The sequence below is a fragment of the Acetobacterium sp. KB-1 genome, assembly GCF_003260995.1.
GTDB classification, from domain to species: Bacteria; Bacillota; Clostridia; order Eubacteriales; family Eubacteriaceae; genus Acetobacterium; species Acetobacterium carbinolicum.
This window is the reverse complement of sequence record NZ_CP030040.1, coordinates 3,946,153-3,963,838: the sequence shown is the minus strand read 5'-3', so window position 1 is coordinate 3,963,838 and position 17,686 is coordinate 3,946,153. Positions and strand designations below refer to the sequence as shown.

Annotated in this window: 19 protein-coding genes and 1 pseudogene; 6 read left to right on the top strand and 14 right to left on the bottom strand. The window is 37.2% G+C overall.

What is annotated here, in order from left to right; translation table 11 throughout:
* Nucleotides 1–29: 29 nt before the first annotated feature.
* A complete protein-coding gene (locus DOZ58_RS18325; protein ID WP_111889623.1) occupies nucleotides 30–398 on the bottom strand; it encodes a PIN domain-containing protein in 369 nt (122 codons plus the stop codon).
* Between the two features lie 124 nt (nucleotides 399–522).
* Here DOZ58_RS18325 and DOZ58_RS18320 point away from each other — a divergent pair, with 124 nt between their 5' ends.
* Nucleotides 523–1,290, top strand: coding sequence for a hypothetical protein (locus DOZ58_RS18320; protein ID WP_111889622.1), 768 nt, complete (start codon nucleotides 523–525; stop codon nucleotides 1,288–1,290).
* Nucleotides 1,291–1,337: 47 nt separating this feature from the next.
* The gene (locus tag DOZ58_RS18315) at nucleotides 1,338–2,102 is read left to right on the top strand and encodes an ATP-binding protein (protein WP_111889621.1); all 765 of its coding nucleotides are present in this window, start codon (nucleotides 1,338–1,340) and stop codon (nucleotides 2,100–2,102) included.
* A 368-nt stretch (nucleotides 2,103–2,470) separates the two neighbouring features.
* Here DOZ58_RS18315 and DOZ58_RS18610 read toward each other — a convergent pair whose 3' ends face one another.
* Together DOZ58_RS18610 and DOZ58_RS18305 are read right to left on the bottom strand one after the other, a co-directional pair.
* Nucleotides 2,471–2,785, bottom strand: coding sequence for a hypothetical protein (locus tag DOZ58_RS18610; protein ID WP_162624577.1), 315 nt, complete (start codon nucleotides 2,783–2,785; stop codon nucleotides 2,471–2,473).
* A gap of 369 nt (nucleotides 2,786–3,154) precedes the next feature.
* Nucleotides 3,155–3,982: an ATP-binding protein gene (locus DOZ58_RS18305; RefSeq protein ID WP_242988546.1), complete on the bottom strand. Its 828-nt coding sequence runs from the start codon at nucleotides 3,980–3,982 to the stop codon at nucleotides 3,155–3,157.
* Between the two features lie 140 nt (nucleotides 3,983–4,122).
* Here DOZ58_RS18305 and istA (DOZ58_RS18300) point away from each other — a divergent pair, with 140 nt between their 5' ends.
* Nucleotides 4,123–5,367 carry an IS21 family transposase gene (istA, locus tag DOZ58_RS18300; protein ID WP_111889619.1) on the top strand — a complete coding sequence of 415 codons (1,245 nt, stop codon included), beginning with the start codon at nucleotides 4,123–4,125 and terminating at the stop codon, nucleotides 5,365–5,367.
* Nucleotides 5,361–6,149, top strand: coding sequence for an IS21-like element helper ATPase IstB (gene istB, locus DOZ58_RS18295; RefSeq protein ID WP_111887536.1), 789 nt, complete (start codon nucleotides 5,361–5,363; stop codon nucleotides 6,147–6,149). The genes istA (DOZ58_RS18300) and istB overlap by 7 nt, the downstream gene beginning before the upstream one ends.
* Nucleotides 6,150–6,152: 3 nt before the next feature.
* Here istB and istA (DOZ58_RS18290) read toward each other — a convergent pair whose 3' ends face one another.
* The 4 genes from istA (DOZ58_RS18290) to DOZ58_RS18280 form a co-directional block, all read right to left on the bottom strand.
* Nucleotides 6,153–7,622, bottom strand: a complete 1,470-nt coding sequence (gene istA / locus DOZ58_RS18290; RefSeq protein ID WP_111886994.1) for an IS21 family transposase — start codon at nucleotides 7,620–7,622, stop codon at nucleotides 6,153–6,155.
* 165 nt (nucleotides 7,623–7,787) lie between these two features.
* Nucleotides 7,788–8,495 carry a hypothetical protein gene (locus tag DOZ58_RS18285; RefSeq protein ID WP_111889618.1) on the bottom strand — a complete coding sequence of 236 codons (708 nt, stop codon included), beginning with the start codon at nucleotides 8,493–8,495 and terminating at the stop codon, nucleotides 7,788–7,790.
* Between the two features lie 83 nt (nucleotides 8,496–8,578).
* The gene (locus DOZ58_RS19370; RefSeq protein ID WP_371414220.1) at nucleotides 8,579–8,641 is read right to left on the bottom strand and encodes an IS3 family transposase; all 63 of its coding nucleotides are present in this window, start codon (nucleotides 8,639–8,641) and stop codon (nucleotides 8,579–8,581) included.
* A 10-nt stretch (nucleotides 8,642–8,651) separates the two neighbouring features.
* On the bottom strand, nucleotides 8,652–9,284 hold the full coding sequence (locus tag DOZ58_RS18280) for a restriction endonuclease (protein WP_256372229.1): 633 nt from the start codon (nucleotides 9,282–9,284) through the stop codon (nucleotides 8,652–8,654).
* A gap of 124 nt (nucleotides 9,285–9,408) precedes the next feature.
* Here DOZ58_RS18280 and DOZ58_RS18275 point away from each other — a divergent pair.
* A protein-coding gene (locus DOZ58_RS18275) for an IS3 family transposase (protein ID WP_111889616.1) occupies nucleotides 9,409–10,535 on the top strand; the annotation gives its coding sequence in 2 pieces (ribosomal slippage) (nucleotides 9,409–9,658 and nucleotides 9,658–10,535; 1,128 coding nt in all).
* A gap of 96 nt (nucleotides 10,536–10,631) precedes the next feature.
* Here DOZ58_RS18275 and DOZ58_RS18270 read toward each other — a convergent pair.
* Nucleotides 10,632–11,261 (bottom strand): hypothetical protein, encoded by a 630-nt coding sequence (locus DOZ58_RS18270; protein WP_111889615.1) that lies wholly within the window; start codon nucleotides 11,259–11,261, stop codon nucleotides 10,632–10,634.
* A 222-nt stretch (nucleotides 11,262–11,483) separates the two neighbouring features.
* Nucleotides 11,484–11,784: pseudogene (locus DOZ58_RS19040) on the bottom strand (hypothetical protein); the annotation flags it as partial.
* 424 nt (nucleotides 11,785–12,208) lie between these two features.
* Here DOZ58_RS19040 and DOZ58_RS18260 point away from each other — a divergent pair.
* Entirely contained in the window at nucleotides 12,209–12,574 is a 366-nt protein-coding gene (locus tag DOZ58_RS18260; RefSeq protein ID WP_111889614.1) for a hypothetical protein, read from the top strand.
* 181 nt (nucleotides 12,575–12,755) lie between these two features.
* Here the strand turns inward: DOZ58_RS18260 and cptIN are convergent, their stop codons facing one another.
* From cptIN to DOZ58_RS18235, 5 genes are all read right to left on the bottom strand, one after another.
* On the bottom strand, nucleotides 12,756–13,250 hold the full coding sequence (gene cptIN, locus DOZ58_RS18255; protein WP_111889613.1) for a type III toxin-antitoxin system CptIN family toxin: 495 nt from the start codon (nucleotides 13,248–13,250) through the stop codon (nucleotides 12,756–12,758).
* Between the two features lie 284 nt (nucleotides 13,251–13,534).
* The gene (locus tag DOZ58_RS18250; protein WP_111889612.1) at nucleotides 13,535–14,896 is read right to left on the bottom strand and encodes a hypothetical protein; all 1,362 of its coding nucleotides are present in this window, start codon (nucleotides 14,894–14,896) and stop codon (nucleotides 13,535–13,537) included.
* Nucleotides 14,897–14,975: 79 nt separating this feature from the next.
* The gene (locus tag DOZ58_RS18245) at nucleotides 14,976–15,218 is read right to left on the bottom strand and encodes a hypothetical protein (RefSeq protein WP_111889611.1); all 243 of its coding nucleotides are present in this window, start codon (nucleotides 15,216–15,218) and stop codon (nucleotides 14,976–14,978) included.
* Nucleotides 15,219–15,230: 12 nt separating this feature from the next.
* On the bottom strand, nucleotides 15,231–16,484 hold the full coding sequence (gene dinB, locus DOZ58_RS18240; RefSeq protein WP_111889610.1) for a DNA polymerase IV: 1,254 nt from the start codon (nucleotides 16,482–16,484) through the stop codon (nucleotides 15,231–15,233).
* A gap of 315 nt (nucleotides 16,485–16,799) precedes the next feature.
* Nucleotides 16,800–17,573 carry a hypothetical protein gene (locus DOZ58_RS18235; RefSeq protein WP_111889609.1) on the bottom strand — a complete coding sequence of 258 codons (774 nt, stop codon included), beginning with the start codon at nucleotides 17,571–17,573 and terminating at the stop codon, nucleotides 16,800–16,802.
* Between the last annotated feature and the right edge of the window lie 113 nt (nucleotides 17,574–17,686).

Genomic DNA, 17,686 nt, shown 5'->3' with positions numbered 1-17,686 from the left:
ATTGTATCCTGAACCTCCTGTAAGTTCTTTTAGGTTAGTCTACAATAATTCGACCTATTTTGCACTACGCCATCTTTTGAATCGCTTACGAATGTTTTTAACATCTCTTTATGATCAATATATTCGCTTTTTATTTCAAAGATATCAGGATGCATACATATGATATCTACTGCCCGAAGCGCCTTCTCTTGTTTATCTTGTTTTTTAGAATTAATATGTCTCATCAACTCAATCCATACAGCCTTGGGCACCACTATTTTTTTACTAAATTCCAAAAGTAAAAATTCAATTCTATTAACTAATTGATGTAATTGTTCAAAATCCATAACCGCTGATGTATCAATAATAATAATCTCATTCTCTAAAAGTAATTTTCTCGTATAGTCTGCGTTGTTCATGGTGCGGACTCCTTTCATAAATTATCACTTGTAATGTTTATTTAATATGATATCATAATAGCATAAATAATGACCGCATAATAGCTGATAAATTAGTTATATTGTCCGCATAAAGGAGTATTGTATGCCTAAGAATAAGATATATAAAAAAATAATCGATAAAAAAATATTTAGAGATGTACTTAAGTATAAGAAAAGTAGCATTAGAAAACTGGGGGAAGTTCACGAAATAGATTGTACTGAGCGTACAATTAGGCGCTCTCTCAACGAAGGAAAAATGACACCTAAATTTTTGGAACAGATAGCAAAATATTTGGATATTGATCCAAAGTTTTTGTCTGGTCAGCTTCACAGAGAACGAAGAGAAATGATAGAAACTCTGAAAAACAAAACTCTAGGAGAAAATTTTTTTTATAATCTTCATCCTGCTGAATACCCATACTTTCGAAAAGAGCAAGATGATTTGCTAAAGGAATCTATTACTGTCTTTTTGAAAAAGCTCTTCTCTCTCTTTGATATATCTTACGCACAATTCGAAGAAATGGATTTTAAAAAACAATATGAAGTACAGCATGATCTTTTCGAGGCTATCAAGACTGTCATTTCAAAACACTTTGAGCAAGATGGCTATGGTAATAAGTATATGTTTAATCTTGATAAAATTACAAGTGATCTTGAAAATTATTATGAAAATTACTATATACAAAAGAATGCAGATGAACAACTTCGCGAAAAATTTTTATCTAATCCGCCAAAAGGTTATACAAAGAACAAAATTCTAACTATGACTCCAGAAGAGCTAATCGATTTGGATATGTGGAAAGACTATAAACCAAGCGAAGACAAACTAATGTTTGATAAAAAATACGAGGAATATGAAATATTAAACTAATAACAAAATGGTAGTGTCAACAATTTTTCGCAAAAATAAAAACAGCCATGGGAAATAAAAATCACCCAACAAATGATACCTTGAAAAAGCTAAAAACCATGCGTTTGCCCTTTTTTGCCCAATCCTACCAGAATCAGCTTGAAGATGAAATGACCTATCTTTCGATGTCATTTCAGGAACGTCTGGCTCTGATGGTCGATGCGGAGTATGATTCCCGACACAACAACACTATCAAACGACTCATCAAGGAGGCTAAATTTAATAATTCAGCTGCTTTTCTGGGAAATATCGAATATCTGCCGGATCGACATTTGAATCGGGAACTGCTGGAAAGTCTGGCCAGCAACGAATACATTTGCCAGGGGCAAAACGTCATTCTAGTTGGCGCCACCGGTTGCGGTAAAACCTATATTTCCAATGCACTGGGGGTAAATGCCTGCCAATCCGGTTATAAAGCACGCTATATCCGCTTACCGGATCTCTTTTGTGCATTCGAAGCCGCGCGGATTCAAGGCAAATATCATCATCTGCTTAATCAATTCAGAAAATGTTCCCTGATGATCCTGGATGAGTTTCTGCTTGTTCCCACTACAGATACACAACAGCGTGATCTGCTGGAGCTGATGGAAATCCGTTGTGGCCAGACGTCCACAATTTTCTGTTCTCAATTTACTGCCGAAGGTTGGCATGAACGCCTGGGCAGCGGCGCCCTGGCGGATTCAATCCTGTTTTTTGCAAAAAGTTCTTGCAAAAAACAATCTAAAAGAGAACTGAGTTCCGAATATGAAAACTGGTATTGTTATTTCATATAAGTATGGAAACAAAATATCGAAAAGACGTTTTTAAAATCATCAAAGGATAAATCGGATTTTAGTTGTCGCTTGAAACCGCTTTTTGTAGCATCGTGTTTAAAAAACATAGTCTCAAAAGCATTTGAATAGAAAATGTATAATTTATCAGGTATTTGTGCATAGCTATCGAAGGTTAACAACATAATATTTAGCAATAATGGGTTTGATGCAAATGATTCGTTTTTTTCCTATAAATTTGATCTGAGTTGTTCAATAAAATTAGTCTTACAAGTGAGATCATAGTCTATTTTTTTTGAGACTACTAGACCATCATTTGGTGGAATTGAAATATCTAGTTTAATATCACTCATAAACTATTGTTAACCCTTCTATGTTAGCTTATGTCTAATATGTTCCTCAGTAAGTGGTTCGTCATAATTTACACATATCAGTCTGATACCTGCTTCGTCACATAGTCTCATCTTTCGGTCATCATGTTCTTGCTGCACTTTTAATTGCTTCATACCACCCCAATGATTAATAGCTTTAAAGTGCTGAATGCCCTGATATTCCAATCCTAGTTTTATGTCAGGCAAAAATATATCAAGTTCCAATCCCTCAAGCCAATCCGGTCTATGATGACGAATCACTTTCTCGTGAGGAAACAGCGATTTGACGATTTGATAAAGCATCGTTTCACTCACCCAGGCATCACCGATCTTTTTAAAACCTAACTGTTCTCTTACCGAATTTTCTATTGCCCTACTTAGATCGTCTCTCAGTGATCCAGCTTCATCACACGAACTTTCCCTCCTTATTGATTCCGAAATTCTCCTGACACTATCATATAGTTCAGGTGTGCATTCATCCGGCAAGATATTAAATTCGTAAAACTGACCTTCGTCTATACCCAGTTTAAAATACTCCTGAATGATATACCAGCCATAATGCTGTTGATTATTTCACGCTAAGAGTACCGCCAGTACACGCTAATGATACTGGCAGTACTTGAGATGATACCATTGGTTCACAAAATGATACCGGTAATACCGGCATTCCCTAAAATGGGTTCATTAAAGGTTTAATACAAAATCACGCATATTTATACTGCCTGAGCTGACAATGTGAGCACCATGTATAATGCGATCCATAATAGAATCAGCCAGAACACCACCACCGAGACGAGCATGCCACTCCTCGATCTTATACTGCGTGCAGAAAATGGTAGCACCGTTGTCATAACGGCGTTCGACCAGTTCAAAAAGAAAATGGAGTTCATCATCAGAAAGATCAGTAATTAGCCATTCATCAAGGATCAATAAGGGATAGTTCGTATATTTTTTGAGTTCCCTGCTTTGCCCATTCGGCTGGTTCTTTGCTTCGCCGTATTCCATCAGAAGGTCGGGCAAGCGAATATACCGGGTGCGAATGCCCTGTTTACAGGCTTCTTTTCCAATGGAACAAGCCAGATACGACTTTCCCGAGCCAGTGAACCCGCAAATGATGATATTCTGATTGTTGCTGATAAAAGTACCGGTAGCAATTTCCAGAATCAGATCTTTATCAAGATGTCGTTCAGCAAAGAAAACATCCTGAATGGCGGCATTCGGAATTCTGAATCGAGCCCGTTTTATAAGGCTTGCAACACGCTTGTTGTGCTTTTCCTGATAAACATAATCAACAATCATTTTCATGCGTTCGTCAAAAGAGAGGGTGGCATAAATCGTATCTTTGGCCTGTCTGTCAATCACCTGAATCATTTCCTCAAGCTGAATTTCGCGGAGTTTGCGTCGGGTTTCGTCATTAATCATTGTCGTAACCGCCGTAGTAAGATGCCCCACGGATAAAACCGGTGGTACTCGCTGTTTCAGCTTGATGAGCGGCATCCCGGTCTTTGGCATAAAGGATATCTTCGCCAGCGGCTAATATCGGTTCGAGATGTTTGTATTGTCAAAATCGGTGTTAAAATACCCATAATAAACGGTTGAAAATTCCCCAAAAACACGGTATGTTTCTTCTTAAAGATAAGGAGGACAACCGAATGATTACAATTGAGGAGTATTACATGATCAAATGTTTAAAGAACAAGGGAATGTCAATCATGCAGATTTCCAGAGAAATGGGTGTTGATCGAAAAACGGTCAGCAACTGGCTTAAGCACAACGAACCGCCAGCATATCGGAAACGTCAGTTTCGGCAAGGAAAGCTTGATCCGTTTAAAGATTATATCCTGGAACGAATGAATGAAGGCTGTGTCAATGCCGCTGTGATTTTTGATGAAATTGCAGCCGACGGGTACCAGGGGAAAATGACGATTCTTCGGGAATTCATGAAACCATATCGCGAAAAAGTGTTAGCCAAAGCATCAATCCGCTATGAAACGCCCCCTGGCAAACAGGCTCAGGTTGACTGGGGAGAATTCGTTGTCACGATGCCCGATGGAAAGCTCAAAAAATTGTATGCATTCATCATGGTTTTGGGCCATTCCAGAAATTATTATCTTGAGTTCACCGAGAATTCAAAATTTGACACATTAATCGGCTGCCATGAACGGGCATTTGCCTATTTGGGCGGTGTAACTGAAAGTATTCTGTATGACAACATGAAAACGGTCGTTGCCCACAGTCACAAAACCGGCAACGATAAATGGAATCAGCGGTTTTTGCGATTTGCCGAGCATCACCATTTTATTCCGGTTCGGCATCGGCCTTATCTGCCCCGTTCCAAGGGCAAGGTGGAACGCGGGGTCCGATATGTACGCGGCAACTTCTGGCCCAGAGTCAAAAGCTTTTCCGATCTAACTGACCTCAATGAACAGGCTCGACTCTGGCTGGATACGAAATGTAACGTCAGGCTTCATCAGACAATTCACAAAATTCCCCGTGATAGACTGAAGGAAGAACAGCTGAAACCCGTTAATACCGAACCGTTTCTTTCTGTGGATCTGGTCAGCAGGAAGGTCATGAATGATTGTATGATCAGTTATCAGTCCAATTATTTTTCCGTTCCCTTCCGCTTTGTTGGTCACCGTGTCGGTGTGCGGGATCTGAGAAATGGAACGATTGAAATCTATGATGAAACTGGTGCTTTGATTGAAGGTTACCGGAAACCGGCTCAAAAACATCAGGTTCAAAAAATGAAAAAGCACTTTGAAGGATTGAACAGTCAAAACCATAAAGCCAAAGCCCGCAAAGCACCGCTTATGATTCCAGATCAATCGCCCAAAGTGCATCAAAGACCGCTCGCAGTCTATGATTCTTTAGTCAGTGAGGTGACCATATGGTAACCCATCACCTGAAGGAAGCTTTTGATCGTCTGAATCTCACGCATATGGCCGCCGTTTATGACCACCATGCTGAAGAAGCTTCCAAGGATAGTATATCCTATTTGGAGTTTCTGGACAAGCTGCTTTGGGCAGAAATTGATGCAAAAAGAGAACGGACAACTACGACGAACTTGAAACTTGCAAAATTTCCCTATATCAAGGCCATCGATTCATTTGACTTTGATTTCCAGCCCAGTGCCAATCAGCGTAAGGTAAATGAACTGAAAACGCTCGCCTTTGTGGAACGTTCCGAAAATGTCGTGTTTTTGGGCCCGCCCGGCGTTGGCAAAACTCATCTGGCCGTAGGTCTGGCGGTTTGTGCGATCAAAAGTGGCTATACTGCTTATTTTCTCAGTGCACATGAACTGATTTCAATGATTCAGGAAAATATTGTTTCCGGGCGCATTCATCGCAAACTTAAAACACTGAATAAACCCAATATCCTGATTATTGATGAAGTTGGCTATGCGGCCATGGATGATGAAGTGGCTCATTACTTTTTTCAGATTGTTTCCAATCGCTATGAAAAAGGCTCAATCATTCTGACTTCCAACAAGTCCTACGGTAGTTGGGGTGATGTGTTCGGAAATAATGTCGTTGCAACGGCGATCCTGGATCGACTGCTGCATCATTCCACAACGATCAATATCAAAGGTGACAGCTATCGGATTAGGGAAAAGAAAAAGGCTGGCTTTTATGATGTCAGCCTATATGAAAACGAATCGAACGATGCTAATGGGTAATTTTTACCGTTTATTTTGGGAAGTTTTAAAACGGTATTGACAGTATCTCGGCGAACGAAGCGTTTTGAGGGCCATTTCGCAGGCATTTTCAAGCCGTACCGCCGAATATTTTTTAGCCAGTTTCAGTACCGACTTTGACGGATTAAAAGCTCTTTCCGGGAGCCGGGTATTTTCGAAAATCAGCTGAATCACCGCCAAAGTTGAAGCACCGATGCTCTGTGCTTCTTTCATAAAACGTTCCTGATTCCATTCCGCCTGTTTAAAACTTTCAGGCAAATCTTCATCATGAGTCGACCAACCATCAATGGTATAGTATGGGAAACGATGATGACTGGCAATCCGCTCATTGTGGCAATAAATCTCAATAAATGAATCACCGACACGTAAATCGGCTTTTTTACCCGCAAACTGATAAGGACAGGAATAATGATTCTTTTCAAAAACGATATGACAATCCGAATAGATTTTATTGTTGTAAAACCAGGTAACTGGCTCATAGGGATGCACCGGTAATGGTCTCAAACAGGTGCGCTCAATGGTGTCGTGGATTTCAGTACGACTGCCTTGCCGTTTCTGGAAAGGCCGGTCATTAAACACTTTGAGAGCCGCCAGGACATCGACTCTCAAGTCGGCAAGGGTGTAGTAGACATTATTTCGAAGTTTGGCAATCACCGCCGTGGCGAGTTTACCAACGCTGCCTTCAACCGAAGCCTTTGCTTTTGGTTTTCGCACCGGGGCGGGCATAATAGCCGTGCAATAGTGATCACCCAAAGCTTCATAAGCTTCAGTGAGAATGATGTCACCTTCCCTGGGATGCGTAACAACACCCGTCTTGAGATTATCACAAACCGTGCGAACCGTTGAACCACCAAAGTATTCATACATGTGCACATGACAATTGAGCCAGGTATTTTGTTTCATATCTAAACATGGTTCAACATAGGTATACTGGCTGTAAGGCAAGGTGCCAACAAAGAGATAAACTTTTATCTCATCACCGGTCACCTGGTCAATCAGCTTTTGGGTTTTGCCACTCCAGTCAACTTCGGCGATCACACCCGGCTTATGGGTCAGATGATTGGTTAGCTTTTTACGCGCCACTTCATCGCGATAACCATTACAGAATTTCGTATAACCAACGTTGAGATGTGACGTGGCAGTGCATTGATCCCGATACTCTTGCCAGAGAATTTTGAGGGTGACGCCCACTTTGGTCAACTCATTATGAACATAGTCATAATCCGGCAGCGCATAAACGGTTTCTTCAGCATGTTTATGCGGAAAGAACAGATGATAGACTTCGTCTGAAGACCGGTCTTTGATCTCATCATAAGAAAGATGCTGTTCTTCAGCAATACGGAAAACTTCATTAACAGAAGTTTTTGACATGTGTCGGCTGCGTGCGATTGATGATTGCGAAAGCCCATTAGCACGCAATTCCATAATGAGCTTCACGGCAATTTTTCTGGACATATTTATGTCCTCCTTTATAATGTATTAAGGAATATTGGATATTTATTCCCTGATATACATTATAAGGCAGCAGTATCATTCCATGAATAGCCAGTATTGATTTGTGAATCGTCCACGGTATCAATGTGTGTGCTACCGGTATCCAATTGAATATCGTTGGTATCATTACCGTGAAATATTCAGCTGTTGAAACTTTCCTCCATACATCGGATGACAATAAGTTTTTTTAGGGACTTTTTTATTGCATCGAAAACACAAGTTTTCCTTATATTTAATATGCGTGTGTATATCACCTTGCCATTTTTTAGAAACCTCAGCAACCATAGGTGGAAATGCATCAGCGCCAAGTGAATATGTCCATGGATCACTGGTGCTACGATTTTGAAGTGGTTTCTGAATTCTTAATTTAATGTAATTCTCAATTGCTTTTCTTTCACATTCACAAAAATAAAAATCTTCTCCGACATCATCAGAAAAGGCAAAAAAAGCACCACAATGAGATGGATATAAGACCACTGGCATAGGCAATTTTTCGATTGTCACATCCCCCATTGATACATCACTTCCGCTATTCACTAGAACACTATACTTACCAGCATGTTTTTTTAATTCAGTAATAAATTCACAAAAATCAAGATAACATTTATATTCTTTCCCATAAAGCAGCACAGATGAACCTTTCCAATTGCGAACAATTTCAATAATCTTGTTTATCTCATCTTGATTCATAAAATATTCATCTACTGTATCGATAAAAAAAGAATGGAGCTTGTTTTTTTCACAATAATGAGGAATTTCTTTAGCGAGCTGAACTGTTTTTTTATATTGTTTTGAACGTGATTGTCCAAATGTGACTTGAATAATTTTATCCATCAAAGCATTCCTAAATTTAAGCATTTTTCTCCGCTTTTCTTTTTAACTCAAACTATCGCACATTAAAAACACTAAATCGATGGTCAAATAACCAATTTTGAATGAATTCTTACATTGTTATACCAATTGACATAATTTTGCTTCATAGAATTTTTTTTATTCATTATCCATATACGCTTTCATTGTTGATATATAACGATCGGGTTTATTGGGTTTCACACTCAATTTTTCAAGTATTTCTAATGCATCAGAAAGTTTTTGATACAATTTATTTAAATATTCTTCAATATCAGAATAAATAGAATTAATTGGAGTTCCCTCAATATAAAAATTATCATTCATTAATTTAGACTTCGTTACAAAACATGATTGACTCGTAACTTTCCTCATATTATTACAAATATGTCGATAGATTATAGACTCTTGAATCGTTAACTTTTCACATTCATAATCGTAAACATCATCAAAACTCATAACACGCGCTGCCATTTTTTTGACCGTCCATAACCGATTGTCAATCCATCTATGCATAATAATATTCAGAAAGCTTTCCCAAGTTTCAAGTCGAATATTTGAATATTTTGCTGCATCAATAGCTCCAGATTGATACCCATTTTTAGATATCATAATGCCTAATTCCGCTCCAGAGTCATAAACAACAGTTCTAAAAGCATGTACCTTTTCTTTTGTCACAGGTGTGTTCCAATATTTGCATTCGCACAATATTTGTTTTACTAATTCATTTGGGGTTTCAATATAAACATCAACTTCAACAGTACCTCTTGCTATTTCTAGTATGTAAGGTGTCGTTGCTTGATATCCTGCTATTTTTAAATATTGGATAGGCTATACTTAACTGGACAGATTTACTAAGGTCATATAAACTAAATCCATAAAATGAAGGAGAACCAATATGACCAGAAGAGAACGCCGAATTTTTACAGATGAATTTAAAAATCAGGTCGTCCAATTATATTTAAACGGAAAACCCAGACATGAAATTATTAAGGAGTATGAATTGTCAGCTTCAGCCTTTGATCGTTGGGTGAAACAGCATCAAAACTCCGGATCATTTAAAGAAAAAGACAACCGCAGTGATGAAGAAAACGAGTTAATCAAATTGCGCAAAGAAGTCCAACAATTAAAAATGGAAAACGACATCCTAAAGCAAGCAGCGCTGATCATAGGACGAAAGTAGAAGTCATCCAAGCGAATCAAGACAGATACTCGGTATCAGCAATGTGTAAAGTCCTAAAAATAACACAAAGCACCTATTATTATGAGTCTAAAACCCGAAAATCAGAAGATGAAAAAAAACTGAAACAGGATATTACCGACATTTTCAAGGCTAGCAGGCGTAATTATGGCACGCGTAAAATCAAAAAAGAACTGGAAAAGAAAAAACAGATTGTATCACGCCGACGGATTGGCCGAATAATGAAAGAACTGGGCCTGGTATCGACCTATACAATCGCTCAATTCAAAGTTCATAAAACACCGGTAAACAATGATAAAATCCAAAACGAAGTTAATCGCCAGTTTGATGACAGAGAGCAGCTGGAAGTAGTTGTCAGTGATCTTACCTATGTTCGTGTTGCCGGAAAATGGAATTATGTATGTATTCTTCTGGATTTATACAATCGCGAAATTATTGGTTACAGCGCAGGCGCGCAAAAAGATGCCATGCTTGTTTATCAGGCTTTTGCAACGGTCAAATACAGACTGGATAAGATATCAATCTTCCATACGGATCGTGGAAATGAATTTAAAAACAATATTATTGATGGGATCATCGATACGTTTAATATCAGACGTTCATTGAGTCAAAAAGGTTGTCCGTATGACAATGCCGTTGCTGAAGCTACCTTTAAAGTTTTTAAAACTGAATTTGTGTATCCGAATACGTTTGACTCCCTGGAACAGCTAAAACTGGAATTGTTTGATTATATTCATTGGTATAATCACATCCGAATTCATTCGTCTCTTGATTATATGACGCCGATTGAATTCAAAACAGCAGACCTTAAAAAAGTTGTCTGAAAAAGTGTTGACAATCCATATTCCGCTGTCAGTTCTTGGAGTTCCTGCCATGTTTGAGGTGTTCGATGTGTAAATATCATACCCTATTCTCCAGTTCTAATTTTCATAATCTCCTACAATTCGGCACATCTCAATGACACTATCATAGACATCATTTCCTTCAAAATATTTATCATAGAATTCAAACCACTTTTTTATTTTCATTTCATTCTTAATATCATTTTTAATTTCAACCCAATTCGCACCCATACGAAATTGCATATCATCGCTCGAAATACGATACTTTCCATCTTTCAAAAACACCTCTAAATCTTCTCCATAATATTCACATTTAAAATCAGGTTTAATGATATCTGTAATTTCAAAATTTTTATTCTTGTGCTTAATGATATTGTCAATACATTTGGCACCATTTAAAAATTCTTTATCATTTTTAACAAAATCATTTTTTAAGGCATGCGTTTCACAAATTTGCACAAAACTCTGGACAATACTATACAAACTCATCAAAATTTCATTCGGTATTTCAGTAAATATCTCAACTTCTAAATAATCAGTATTTTTATCATAACCTAATTCTAAATTCCATTGTTCCTGTATGGTTTTATCTTCATATACTCCACAAACATTTACATTTTTATCGGAATAAACCTTATATATTTTCGCAAATTCTTTAACATTTTTTTTAAATTTTTCTCGTTCCATTTTCTTTATACAGTTTTTCATTATCTCCTCCAGTCAAAGATTTTTTTCTTACATAATTGTAACATATATCATTTTCAATATTTCCTGAATTCCAAAATGCAACGTTCGTACTAGTTAAGTCATAAATATATTAACATAGAAATCTTTCAAATAAATATCTTCCATATTAAAAGTTTATTTTTAAGCCTATTGGTACTCTTCATTCCATAAAATTCAACTTGTCATAAGGTGTCTCTCGACACCTTATGACATTATACTATTCCGGGACCTATTCAGATAAAGATTTTCCAATTGTCTATCTTGCCTTCTACACCGCAATCTTTCATGTGTCTTGGTATTATAAAACCTATACAAGCCTGTATCCTTACTAATCTGATTGTCAAATGGAATCACTGCACTACCACACTTGATAAGTCCCATCCCCAATGGACTGTTAGTTACAAATCGTAGTTGTGCCTCTGACACTCCGATAACCTCTGCCATATTTGAACTATCTGTATTAGCCTGTTTTTCTGTACATAAACTCAGAGTTTTCAGGCATTGTGCTACTATTATGCCATTTGATTAAAGTTGGCTCTATGTCGAGATTTAGTACCAATAAAAATGAGAAAATTAACACTGATTAACTCCTTGTATGTATATTTAAATATTAGAGATTTCTTTCAATTTCATATCTCAGTTTAAATAATATCGTAAACGTACAAACTCATGATTAATGATTCTTTATTTTTGATACGTGTTTTGATACTATTATATTCCAATGACTCCGATTAATTGAGAAGAAATAAAAACAGAATCAAAAACGGCCGTTTTTGATCCTTGTTTTATTAGAACTTTACTTCAACAATAATTAAGTCATTAGTACGATAGCATTGCAAAAAACACTTCTTTTGTACACATTAACATATATAACACTTTACTTCCTACAAAACATTTGATAGGATTAAACAAAAAGGAGGTGTATTAAATTGAATATTTCTTTTAAATACGCAGTTGAAGGCAGTCCAATTGACTGGTTTTATTCTACATTAAGCAAACCACAATTAATTGAAGCTAATCGTACCGAAAGTGCAGAGTTTGCTACAACCGATAATGAATTCCAAAAAACTGTTGAAAAAAACTATCGGTTTATTGAAGACACGGTTTTAAGGCTATCTGGCGAAAAACCTCATACCATCAAATACTTTTCCATACCTGACTATGAAACTTGTGATATGGAAATTTGTGCTCTTGCAAAAATATCGAATAATGGTACAACATACACATTTACCAATAATAAACAATTTGCAGATTTTTTAAGCGATTTTAATTTTTCAATAGAGACACTTAGATAAGTATGTTAAAAAAAAGCATAAGTTTTGCCTGTTTTTATATCATCATTTATATACAATAAGATACAATCTATGGGAGTGTTTCAAGTTTTGTGTATTTGCGAAAATTGATGTAGAATAAAGAATTGAATTAGTGATAAGAAATACAGAAATTATCACCCTAATTCAATTCTTTTTTTGATATCTAGATATTATTTTTCAATTCCTCTATTAAGATTCTTTCCATTTCAAGAACATCCGGAAAAACAAGCTTTTTACCTTGTCTTATCAAGCTTAGAACTCTTTTTACCTTTTTTTGAAGTTCTCGTTCTAACATACCATCAATTTTCACGGGATTCTCGGTTTCTCTTTCGATATATTGATTTTTTATATATTTAGGAATAACTGGACTCATGTTTTGAATCAAAAATGCTTTTTCGTGACCAAGTACATTCCCAAATACTATCGTATCGCATCTCCCATATTTTTCAATTTTATGGTCATAAAGATTTTTAAATTTTTCTAATTTTGAGGAAATTGGAACTAACCAAAATATTTTTGACTTCTCATCATAATATGCGTAAAAAGAAGGTCTGTCATGAAATATTCCACCAACCATTTCTCTATTATTCATTAAATTAGCATCGTTGAATTTGGTAAAATATTCATCAACTAAAAAATAGAACCGTCCATGTTCCATAGCTATCTCCTTAAAAAATAAAGCTCTACCCGATTCAGGATAGAGCTTTAAAACATTTGAACTCGACCTTTTATGAGTCGCATATCGAGTAGCGACAGCTATTTGAACTCGATCTCTTATGAGTCGCATGTCGAGTAGCGACAAATATTTGAGATAGATAATCTATCTACATATAAATTGTACTCCTGAATAAATGGATTGTCAATACTCTTTAAAACAATCTTGTCATACAAATATTATTAATCTTGTTTCCCGAGGAAACAAATTAAGAAAGAACCAGGTTTTTAAAATCCGGATCTTCGACTATTTGCTTCTCGCTGCTCTTTCATAAACAGATAATCTGCCCGGCTCGTGACATTACCTGGTTTCTTGCGACATTCGTCTAGAAACATATGAATCTTCTTTTTATTTTCAGTCCCTTTGAAATAGACCGTTTCTCTTGCGATAGCTTCCAGTCCTGGCAGCTCTACCTTTAAATATTCACGGCTTAAACCGTTATTTACCACAAAATAGACTTCATTATATTCATAATAAAGTTCCTCAATGGCATATGGGCTTTCCTTCAGGTACAGATCCTGCATGATATAAATCAGTGATTCCAATGATCGGTACTCAATGACCTTTCCGACACCCACCAGGTCCCGTTCTGAAGCAATGGTTTCTATATCATTTACTCTTAGAATCTCGGCCCCATACTTTTTACAGAAAATGCCATACGGCGCTGTCAGGATGATATTTGCCTGACGCTTGATCCGATAATCCACGCCTTGCTTGGGGCTGACATTAAGGATTGTGATTCTATTTGTCCTAAAAAAAGCATCATATTTTTCAAAGATCTTTTGAGCCACTTCATCGTCCCGGATCCGAAACAGCGTTCTGGGCGTGATATAACCATCCTGTTTCAGCCAGACAACTGCCTGTGGCTCCATCTGCCTATAAATCCGGCTTGGTGGATAGAGAACATCATCTTTATGACTTTTCACATATTTCAAAATTTCCTCTATTAGCTCATCTGATTCATTTAAGATTCGCCGGATCTCATCCTCTGATTCCTTATCACTATTGTTCTCTTGCTTCAGGAATGCACCGTAGATACTACTTAGTAAATCCCCTAACTCAAAATATTTCTTAGACAGGGTGTCATTAATAATAATCGGCTGTTCATCGATAAAATTTGACCACTGGTAGATTCGAAAATCGATCCCTGGAAAAATGTGTTCGATTTCTTCCCGGCGCTTCAAACGCTTGGCGTTCTTTAAAAGGTTATCTAGATGTTGCTTTTCTGCAATCGCAAAATGTCTGATGCATTCGGATCCAGTTCTCAGACAATTCTGATTGATTGAATTTTTGATATAAAATACGTTTTTAATGGGCCTTCCACACACTTCACAGGTGACTTTCTTATCGTCCGGGAGCAGATCCACACTACGGCTTGTATCAATTTGCCATTCATTCTTGGCCTGGGTCACGATATCGTTTCGCATCCGGTAGATATTCAGTTCTTCTTCGGTCGCTTTTTCTTTTTTCAATATCTGCTCATCAATGGTTGTATGTTTTTCCAGTCTTTTTTTGAGTAAAGGATAGTCGTTTATCACATCGCTGAACAATAACAAATTTCGTTCTTTTTTGATAATCAGCTTTTTCAAATGAACCTCCCCTTTGTGGTATTGTTTTCATTGTAAGATTAATGAACTGTTTTGTCAAATTATGAAATATATTCTGCAACTAATGCTCCTTACCTTCAACAAACCATTTTGGCTTTTCATAATAGACATAGACGTCTTTATTTTTAATTCGACAAAGATACCGGGTTCCCTGTCCGCCGACCTTCAAAGACGATCTAGGCCGGATATCAAAGATAAAGTCAATATCAAACTCTCGACCATCTTCCCACAATATCTTCATCGGAATGATCTTTCCATCTTTTTCAAATTTTGCAATCACCGGCACAAATTTCTTCTCCGCCATAAATAACTCCTTTTAAAAATATGAAATGGGATAGATAACATGATCTTTCTTAGCATCCAGGCACCCCATCGGATCGTCAATCGTAACAGCCCGTCGCACCGCCAGATTACCAAAGCGTTTTTTCAAGCCATCCACGGTATCATCCAGTCTTGCCTGTCGTACCCGTAATTCCTCATTGCCAAATACATCCAGTTGAATGGGTGTTGAATCCGGTACCAAGTCTGTAACCCTCACGCCCATGGAGCGGATGTCCGAGCTGAAATCATAGTTTCTTACAAACAGATCTATGGCTGCTCTGGCAATTTCATTGGTCAGATCCGATGGCTTCTGGAGCTTCATTTGCCTGGTAAAGCTGTGAAGCTCTTTATTTCGAACATGAATGGCCACAGTTTGACAATAACAGCCAGTTTCCCTTAAACGCATGGCCACGCTTTCGGTCAGCATATAAATGATGATCTTGACGTCCTTCAGATTGGTTAAGTCCCTGGGTGTCGTAATACTGTTGCCAATGCTTTTAATCAGCCGTTCATTGCCATTGTAATGCTCATCAAAGCTCTTAACCGGGCTATCATCAAGACCATTGGCAAACCGCCATAGAACCACCCCCATCTTTCCAAACACATGAACCAGAAAATCCAAATTGCTCTCGGCTAATTGGCCGATTGTATAAATCCCATATTTCAAGAGTTTATTCTTGGTGGATCGACCAACATAGAGTAAATCTTCTGCTGGCTTCTCCCAGACGATTTTCTTATAATTATCTCGATTAATTACTGTGATCGCATTGGGTTTTTTATAGTCAGAACCAAACTTGGCAAAAATCTTATTCCAGGACACTCCGATTGATACCGTCACTCCCAGCTCGTCTTGAATTTCACGACTGATTTTTCTGGCAATTTCTTCCCCGCTACCATGAACCTTAACGCTATTCGTGACGGAGATCCAACTTTCGTCCAAACCATAAGGCTCCACCTGATCCGAGTAGCGGTTATAAATCTGCCTGGATAACTTTGAATATCGGAGGTACCGTTCATAATTTGGTGCCACGATTACCAAACCAGGGCACTTTTCCCGGGCTTGCCACAAGGCTTCGCCGGTCTTGACCCCGGCTTTCTTGGCTTTTTCATTCTTGGCCAGGATGATCCCATGGCGTTTTTCCGGATTACCGCCCACGGCCACCGGCTTATCTCTGATCTCCGGATTATACAAACACTCCACTGCTGCATAAAACGAATTCATATCGCTATGCAGAATAACACGATCCAATTTTTACCACCCCCATTAAAACACCAACTAAAGAATAGAACGCTTGTTCTTTTTATGATATACCTTTTTATGAGCTATCGTCAAGATATTTTTCATGAATATTCTTTTTTGACAATCGGATTTTTATTGTACTCCTGTTTCCCAAGGAAACGAAATTCGATGAATAACTGCTTCAAATCTGTGGTTACTTGCTCACCAAAAAAAACGTGCTGTTTTTACCGCAGCACGCCTGACAATTTCTTTCTTTCTATTAAAACTAAAACATCTTGACTCAATTCACAAAATATTAACATAGAGAAGCATTCCTAAGATCATTTATTCAATATCACCTGCTTTTATTTTCTCTAGCTTCAAACTCGCATTCTTTGTTTTAAATTCATAAGAATCGCCCAATTCTACTTGATCAACCGATTTTAATGTGGGTGGAACAAAAAATCCTCCGGTTAGCTGTGCTAATTGGATCAATGGCTTAAGTCCAGTTTTAGCAATGATTTTTGTTGAAATTCCAGAACTGTATGATTCATTTGCATTGATCTTGCCATCCAGAAAATCGGCTTTGAGTTGAGGAATCGGTATATTTGCACCAAGCGGAACGGCAACTTCAAAAGCTATTTCAGATTCATTGTTATCTGCCAGAACAACTGTTGATCTTTCTACTTCCAAGTATTCGGTAATGATATAATAACTTTTATCCCATTCGTTATTATTATATAGCTCAATAATTTTGTTTTCTAATTCCAGATAATTATCGATTATAGAAGATTTGCACTCATTAAAAGAAAAGAATACATTTGAAGAATCGCCAAAAGCAATTTTTAGGTTTGCTTCAAACATGCCAGGTACAGTCACACTGGGAGCCAAAGATGCACTAAAATCTATATCTAGTTTAAAATCAATTTTATCAAATCCTTCTCCGGTCAATTTTTTTATTTTAAGACCATACTTTTTTATATTACCTTTTCTTTTGAATCGTCCATTTTCAAGTGATCCAAAATCCCCCAGCGATATTGGATAATCCGGTGGAAATACCGGATAATAGTCATACTCATTTTTAACAATATTCGCATACCTTTCAAATACTGAACTCATTTCTAATTCACCTCTCAAAAATTTTTTTCATCCTAAACCCGATTCGTGTCTATATCCAAATGTCGAAACATATTATTTTCATCACTTTTCTTACTGATATACCTCCTTTGTGG